At 74.8% G+C, this 7,576-nt stretch carries 8 protein-coding genes; 7 read left to right on the forward strand and 1 reads right to left on the reverse strand.

The window, feature by feature from the left end:
• Genes C229_RS0127990 through C229_RS0128020 form a run of 7 tightly spaced genes read left to right on the forward strand, consistent with a single transcriptional unit; the run spans position 1 to position 7,162 of the window.
• The gene (locus C229_RS0127990) at positions 1-981 is read left to right on the forward strand and encodes a hypothetical protein (RefSeq protein ID WP_018658438.1); all 981 of its coding nucleotides are present in this window, start codon (positions 1-3) and stop codon (positions 979-981) included.
• Positions 978-2,075, forward strand: coding sequence for an alcohol dehydrogenase catalytic domain-containing protein (locus tag C229_RS0127995; protein WP_018658439.1), 1,098 nt, complete (start codon positions 978-980; stop codon positions 2,073-2,075). The genes C229_RS0127990 and C229_RS0127995 overlap by 4 nt, the downstream gene beginning before the upstream one ends.
• A complete protein-coding gene (locus tag C229_RS0128000) occupies positions 2,072-2,761 on the forward strand; it encodes a class II aldolase/adducin family protein (protein WP_018658440.1) in 690 nt (229 codons plus the stop codon). Before C229_RS0127995 ends, C229_RS0128000 begins: the two co-directional genes overlap by 4 nt.
• A 1-nt stretch (position 2,762) precedes the next feature.
• Positions 2,763-4,379 (forward strand): bifunctional 3-(3-hydroxy-phenyl)propionate/3-hydroxycinnamic acid hydroxylase, encoded by a 1,617-nt coding sequence (locus tag C229_RS0128005; protein WP_018658441.1) that lies wholly within the window; start codon positions 2,763-2,765, stop codon positions 4,377-4,379.
• On the forward strand, positions 4,376-5,332 hold the full coding sequence (locus C229_RS0128010; RefSeq protein ID WP_018658442.1) for a TAXI family TRAP transporter solute-binding subunit: 957 nt from the start codon (positions 4,376-4,378) through the stop codon (positions 5,330-5,332). The genes C229_RS0128005 and C229_RS0128010 overlap by 4 nt, the downstream gene beginning before the upstream one ends.
• A 13-nt stretch (positions 5,333-5,345) precedes the next feature.
• Complete coding sequence (locus tag C229_RS0128015; protein ID WP_018658443.1) at positions 5,346-6,065, forward strand: dienelactone hydrolase family protein; 720 nt, start codon at positions 5,346-5,348, stop codon at positions 6,063-6,065.
• A complete protein-coding gene (locus C229_RS0128020; protein WP_018658444.1) occupies positions 6,062-7,162 on the forward strand; it encodes an alcohol dehydrogenase catalytic domain-containing protein in 1,101 nt (366 codons plus the stop codon). The genes C229_RS0128015 and C229_RS0128020 overlap by 4 nt, the downstream gene beginning before the upstream one ends.
• Here C229_RS0128020 and C229_RS0128025 read toward each other — a convergent pair.
• Positions 7,163-7,576, reverse strand: a 414-nt coding sequence (locus C229_RS0128025; RefSeq protein ID WP_476692139.1) for a DNA-directed RNA polymerase subunit beta, incomplete at its 5' end; no start/stop codon positions are given.

A 7,576-nucleotide genomic window follows, 5' to 3' on the forward strand; every position in this document is an offset into this window, starting at 1 on the left:
ATGGGCACCGTCCACGAGCACTTCGAGACCTTCCCGTTCGACGCGCCGCCGCGCGTCTTCGAGCGCCGCGAGGACCTGCTGCTCAGCGAACCGCTGCTGCCGCCCGACGGGCGCAAGCGCTGGCGCGACCACCCCGAGATCCAGGTCGTCCACTTCCCGCCGCACTACGTCGAGCAGCCCTTCGCGCACCCGCGCGGCGTCTACGAGAGCGAGTTCATCCGGCTGGAGTGGCAGACGATGAACAACCGGCAGCCGTTCTACCACCGCAACTGCGACGTGGACGAGATGTCCTTCCAGGTCACCGGGGTGCGGTCGCTGATGACCGACCTCGGCAGCGTCGACCTTCAGCCGGGCGACTTCTCCCGGCTGCCCGTCGGCGTCGCGCACGACAACTTCGGCCGCGAGGACATCCACATCCTGTTCTACGTGCCCGCCCCGGTCACCGAGGCGTACGCGGAGTACCGGACGTCGGAGGTCGTCATCCCGCCGTTCGACGGCTGGGAGCCGGTCATCACCAACGAGCTGATCACCGAGTGCCTCGGCGGGCCCGGCCACGACGTCGTCATGGCCCCCACCGACGAACTGGCGCTGCTGGAGCACGCCAAGCAGGAGCCCGAGCGGCTGCGCGTCCTCAAGCCGGACGACACCCCCGGCACGACCTGGCTCTACCGGTCGTCGCACGTCTTCATCGGGCGGACGTTCGCCGAGGCGTCCGACGGCCGCGTGTACCGGCGCATCCGCAACGCCGAGGAGATCCAGTACCAGATCAGCGGGCAGCGGACGCTGGTCACCCAGCGCGGCACCGTGCTGCTGGAGCCCGGCGACTTCGTCCGCGTCCCGGTCGGCCTGGCGTTCACCAGCGTTCACCACGAGCCGAGCGCGCACATCACGGTCGTGTCCGCGCGGGAGGCGCCGCAGGTCTCCGAGACCACCAAGAAGGCCGAGCGGCTGTCGGCCGACGAGATCGAGCAACTGCGATGACGCTCATGCTCGCGGCCCGCGCGCACGGCCGGACCGGGCCGCTGCGGCTGGAGAAGGTGCCCGTCCCGGCGCCCGGCCCGGACGACGTGCTCGTCAAGGTCGCGGCGGCCGGGCTGGCGCCGAGCCTGACCAAGCTCCTCGCGCGCGGGTCGTTCCGGCACCTGCCGACCGTCCCCGGGCACGAGATCGCCGGCACGGTCGCCGAGGTCGGCGCGGCGGCCGACGCCGCGCTGCTCGGCGCGCGGGTGCGGGTGCACGCGGTGCTGGCCTGCCGGACGTGCCGGTTCTGCCGCACCGACCGCGAGCAGATGTGCCGGTCGGCCGCGATGATCGGCCACGGCGCGCACGGCGACGGCGCGATGCCGCTGTACGAGCGGTACCACGACGGCGGCCTCGCCGAGTACGCGCGGGTGCCGTCGTGGCTGGTGGACGTGCTGCCGGACGGCGTCGGTTTCGACGTCGGCGCCAAGGTCCACGACCTCGGCAACGCCGTCCGCGCGCTGCGCTGCGCCGACCTGCCGCCCGGCGGCACGCTCGTCGTCACGGCCGCGACCGGGACGATGGGCACCGCGACCGTCCGGCTCGCGCCGTTCTTCGGCGCGGGACGGCTCGTGCTCGTCGGCCGCTCGGCCGAGCGGCTGGCCCCGGTGCGCGCGCTCAGCACGCTGCCCGCCGAGACCGTCGCGCTGGAGGAGCTGGGCCGCGACTGGGAGAGCGCGCACGCGCTGACCGCGCGGCTGCGGGCGCTCGTCCCGGACGGCGCCGACGCCGTCCTGGACTTCCTCCCGCACGGCGCGGGCACCGCCCAGGCGCTGGCGGCGCTGGCTCCCGGCGGGACGCTCGTCCACATGGGCGGCAACCGGACGCCGCTCCCCTACTCGGCCCGCGACCTCCAGCACCACTGCTGGCGCGTCGCCGGCACCCGGGGCTGCACCCGCCGCGACACCGGCGCCGTGCTGGACCTGCTCGCGTCCGGCGCGCTGGAGGCGTCCGACCTGGTCACGCACCGGTACGCCCTCGCCGACGTCAACGACGCACTGACCGCGCTCGACCGGCGCGGCGAGCCGATCTGGATGGCGGTGGTGCGGCCGTGACGCCGGAAGAGGCCAGGGCCCTCGCCGTGCGGGCGCACCGCGCGCTGGCCGCCGCGGGCCAGTCCGACCTGGTGTGGGGGCACGCCGCCGTCCGCGACCCCGGCGGCCGCGGCGTCTGGACCAAGGCGCCGGGCTGGGGCTTCGCGGAGGTGGACGACGACCGGACGCAGCTCGTCTCGTTCGACGCCGAGGTCCTGGAGGGCGAGGGCGCCCCGCACAAGGAGTGCCACATCCACCTGGAGATCCTGCGCCGGAACCCCGCCCTGCACGCCTCGGTCCACACCCACGCGCAGGCGGCCGTCGCGTTCGCCGCGCTCGGCACGCCGCTGCTGCCGATCTCGCACGAGGGCGCGCTGTTCGGCGGCGCCGACGTCCCGCGCTTCACGCTGACCGGCCGCCTCGTGCGGACGCCCGCGCTCGGCGCCGCGCTGGCCGAGACGCTCGGCGACGCGCCCGCCGCGCTGCTGCCCAAGCACGGCCTGGTCGCGGCGGGCGCGACCGTCCAGGCCGCGGTGATGCACGCCGTGCTGCTCGACCGCGCCTGCCAGGTGCAGCTCGCCGCGATGGCGGCCGGGCCGGTGCGGGTGTGGTCCGACGCCGCCGAGGCCGCCGCCAAGCGGACCGAGTGCTGGCCCCCCGCCCAGCTCGACGCGGGGTTCGACCACCTCGCGCGGAAGGACGTCTGACATGCCCCTCCCCGTCCTCCCCGTTCTCATCGTCGGCGCCGGTCCCGTGGGGCTGACGATGGCGAACCTGCTCGCCGCCCGGGACGTGCCCGTCGTCCTCGTCGAGCGCAACGCGACCACCAGCGACGAGGCCAAGGCCATCAGCCTCGACGACGAGTCGCTGCGCACCCTCCAGGCCGCCGGGCTGGCCGAGGCCGTGCTCGGCATCGTCGTGCCGGGCACCGGCACCCGCTACTACGACCGCAAGGGCCGTCCGCTGTTCCACGCGCGCGGCCCCGAGCCCTACCGGCTCGGCTACACCTTCAAGAACCAGTTCGCCCAGCCCGAGCTGGAACGCCTGCTGCTCCAGTCGCTCAAGGAGCGCGACGGCGTGGACGTGCGGTTCGCGACCGAGCTGGTCGCCGTCGCGGACACCGCCGACGGCGCGCTCGCCCACCTGCGCGGCGCCGACGGCGACGTCACCGACCTGCGGGTGAGCTGGGTGCTCGGCTGCGACGGCGGGCGCAGCACCGTCCGCGAGCTGCGGCGCATCGACATGACCGGCACCAGCCACCGCGACGTGTGGCTCGTCGCGGACACCGTGGGCGACGACCACGACGAGCGCTACGGCATGCACCTGGGCCGCCCCGACCGGCCCACCGTGATCGTGCCCGGCCGCGACGGGCGGTGCCGCTACGAGTTCCGGCTCCGGCCCGGCGAGGGCGCGGGCGGCACCCGGCCCGACTTCGCGACGATCCAGCGGCTCGTCGCCCCGTACCGGGACATCACCCCCGACCAGGTCGAACGCTGCACCAACTACACGTTCAACGCGGTCGTCGCGGACCGGTGGCGCGACGGACGCTGCTTCCTGCTCGGCGACGCCGCCCACATGATGCCGCCGTTCGCCGGGCAGGGCCTCAACTCCGGCGTCCGCGACGCCGCCAACCTCGCCTGGAAGCTGGCCGAGGTGTGGCACGGCCGCGCCGCCGCGTCCCTGCTGGACACCTACGAGCCCGAGCGCCGCCCGCACGCCACCGCGATGGTCGCGTTCTCCGAGCGGCTCGGCCGGGTCGTCATGACCGTCGACCCGATGCGGGGACGGCTCCGCGACGCCGCCGTCCGGACGCTGCTGCTCACCCCGTGGGGGCGGCGCTACCTCGCGGAGATGCGGTTCCGGCCCCGCGCCGTGCACGCCGCCGGGCTCGTCGTCCGGACCGGCTCCGGCGACGAACGGCTCACCGGCGCCCAGTTCCCCCAGCCGCGCGTGCTCGTGCCGCCGAGCCTGCACCCGCGCCTGCTCGACGACGTGCTCGGCACCGGCCTGGCGCTGCTCGGCGTGGACGTCGGCGCCGCCGACTGGGAGCGCGCGGCGGCGGCGCTCCCGGCGTCCGCGCACCTGACGCACGTGGACGTGCGGCTCGGTGAACGGCTTCCCCGGCCGCACGCGTCCCGGCAGGCCGTCGCGGACGCCGACGGGCGGCTGGAGGCCGCCCTGGCCGGGGCGCGGGGCCGGTTCGTCCTGGTGAAACCCGACCGCTACGTCGCGGCGGTCTTCGCCGCCGCCGACGCCGCCCGCGTCGGAACCGTCCTGGGCCGTCACGGCGTCGCGCCGTCGCGGCCACGAGAGGAGACCGCATGACCCGCCCGCCCGAACCGAGGATCGAACGGTCGCTCACCCTGCACCTGCGCGGCGACTGGGGCATGGCCAACCTGCACCGCGTCTGCGGCTGGATCTCCCAGGAGCTGACCGACCGGTGCGGCCCGCACACCCGCGTCGCGACGTGGACCGGCCGGGGCTTCTCCGACTCCGTCCGCGCGGTCGGCCGGGGCGAGGTGCACGCCGCGCTGACGACGCCCGCCGCGTTCGCCGCCGCCGCGCTGGACGGACGCGGCGTCTACGCCGATGAGCACTACCCCGACCTGCGGGCGCTCGGCGTCGTCCCGCAGCGCGACCGGCTCGTCGTCGGCGTGCGGCGCTCGCTCGGCGTCACCTCGTTCGCCGAGCTGCGCGCCGCCGCGCCCGCGCTGACGGTGGCGACGTCGGTGAACGACGGCGTCAACCACGTCGGGGTCGCCGCGCACGCCCTGCTGGAACGGTCCGGCGTGGACGTCCGCGCGTGGGGCGGCACGTTCCTGGCGGACGAGCGGCCGTTCGAGAGCTTCGGGCACGTGCTCGCCGGACGCGCCGACGCGATCGTGCACGAGGCCGTCATGCTGCCGTACTGGCAGGAGTTCGGCGGCGACCTGCACTTCCTGGAGGTCGAGCCGGACGTCCTGACCGGGCTGCGCAACGACCTCGGGTGGCCGTCCGCCGTCGTCGAGGAGGGCTTCTTCCCCGGCTGCCCGCGCTTCACCACGCTCGACTTCTCCGACTTCCTGCTGGTGACGCGGGCCGACCTGCCCGACGACGTCGCCTACGCCATCGCCTGGGTGCTCGGCGAGACCCGCGACCTCATCGAACGTCAGTACCGCCACATCCCGCCCGAGCGCAGCCCGATCACCTATCCGCTCGACCCGGTGGCGATGGGCCGCGCGCCCATTCCGCTGCACCCGGGCGCCGCCCGCTACTACGACGCGCTGACCAACGGCTGAAGGAGGACCACCCATGCAGGACTGGATCACCGTGGAGACCGGCGACGGGCCGATGCGCGTGTACGCGGCGCGGCCCGCGTCCCCGGCCGACCGCGCCGTCGTCGTGCTCCAGGAGGCGTTCGGCGTCAACGAGCACATCCAGGACATCGCGCGGCGGTTCGCGGCGCGCGGGTTCCTCGCGCTCGCCCCCGACCTCTTCCACCGCACCGGCGCCGGGACGCTCGGCTACGACCAGCACGCCGAGGCGATGCCGCTGATCGGCGCCATCGGACCGGACGCGATCACCACCGACGTCCGCGCCGTCCTGGACCACCTGGCCGTCGAGGAGGGCGTCGGCGCCGCGCGCACCGCCGTCGTCGGCTTCTGCTTCGGCGGACGGGCCGCGTTCACGGCCGCCACCGCGATTCCGGGGCTCGCGGCGACGGTCGTCTTCTACGGGCCGGGCATCGCCGCCGGACCGCACGCCGTGCTGGACCGCGCCGGGTCCATCGACGCGCCGCTGCTGCTGCACGTCGGCGGCGAGGACCCGACCATCCCGGCCGACCAGGTCGCGGCGATCGACGAGACCCTCGGCAAGGCGGGCGTCGCGTTCGAGCAGCACGTGTACGCGGGGGCCGGGCACGCGTTCGCCTGCGACGCGCGCCCGAACATGTTCCGCGCGGACGCGGCCACCGCCGCCTGGGGCCGCACGCACGCGTTCCTGGACCGTCACCTGGGCGTGACGGCGCCATGACCGGCATGCTCGCCGCGCGGGCGCTGGAGGGTTCGGCCGCGCTGCACCTGGTGGAGACGCCGGTGCCCGAGCCGGGTCCGGCCGACGTCCTGGTCAGGGTGGCGTCGGCCGGGCTCGCGCCCGGCATGATGAAGCTGCTCGAACTCGGCGCGTTCACCCGGCTGCCGACCACGCTCGGGCACGAGGCCGCCGGGACGGTCGCGGCCGTCGGCGCGGACGTGCCCGGGTTCGCGGCCGGCGACCGGGTGCGGGTGCATCCCAACCTGACGTGCCGGAGCTGCGTGTACTGCCGCACCGACCGCGAGATGATGTGCGCGCAGCAGGCCATGATCGGGCACGCGGCGTTCGGTGACGTGCCGATGCCGCTCTACGACGCCTACCACGACGGCGGCCTCGCGGAGTACGTGCGCGTCCCGCACTGGCTGCTCGACCCGCTGCCGGACCGGGTCGGCTTCGACGTCGGCGCGAAGGTGCACGACCTGGCCAACGCCGTGCGGGCGCTCAAGTGCGCCGATCTGCCGCTGGGCGCGACGCTCGTCGTCACCGCCGCGACCGGCACGATGGGCACCGCCACGATCCGGCTCGCGGCGCACTTCGGCGTCGCGCGGCTCGTCCTGGTGGGCCGCAGCGCGGACCGGCTCGCCGCCGTCGCGCCGCTGGCGGGCGGCGTGCCCGTCGAGACGGTCGCGCTGGACGAACTGCCGGACGACTGGGCGCAGACGCAGGGCCTCACCCGGCGGCTGCGCGCGCTCGTCCCGGACGGCGCGCACGCCGTGCTGGACTTCGTCCCGGAGGGCCCCGTCCTGACGCAGGCGACGGCGGCGATGGCGACGGGCGGCACCCTCGTCCATATGGGCGCCAACCCGGCACCGCTGCCCGTCCCGGCGCGCGTCTGGATGGCGAAGTGCTGGCGTTTCGTCGGCACCCGCTCCTGCACGCGCGCCGACGCCCAGCAGGTCCTGGACCTGCTGGGACGCGGCACGCTGCACGCCGACGACCTGATCACCCACCGCTTCCCGCTGGCCGAGGCCGACCGGGCCGTCGCGGCGATGCGCTCCCGCGACGAGCCGATCTGGATGGCGGTGGTCAATCCCTGATCAGACCTCGTCGACGCTCATCGTCCCCTCGTTGGGGCGGCGGGACAGGTCGATGCCGAGTTCTTCGGCGGCGCGGAAGACGTCCTCGTCGGTGTCGCGCATCTCGATGGACATGCCGTCGCTGGAGAGCACCTCGACGTTGAGGCACAGCGACTGCATCTCCTTGATGAGCACCTTGAAGGACTCGGGAATGCCGGGCTCGGGGATGTTCTCGCCCTTGACGATGGCCTCGTACACCTTCACGCGGCCCAGGACGTCGTCGGACTTGATGGTGAGCAGCTCCTGGAGGGCGTAGGCGGCGCCATATGCCTCCAGCGCCCACACCTCCATCTCGCCGAACCGCTGGCCGCCGAACTGGGCCTTACCGCCCAGCGGCTGCTGCGTGATCATCGAGTACGGACCCGTCGAACGCGC

Source organism: Actinomadura flavalba DSM 45200 (genome assembly GCF_000374305.1).
GTDB lineage: Bacteria > Actinomycetota > Actinomycetes > Streptosporangiales > Streptosporangiaceae > Spirillospora > Spirillospora flavalba.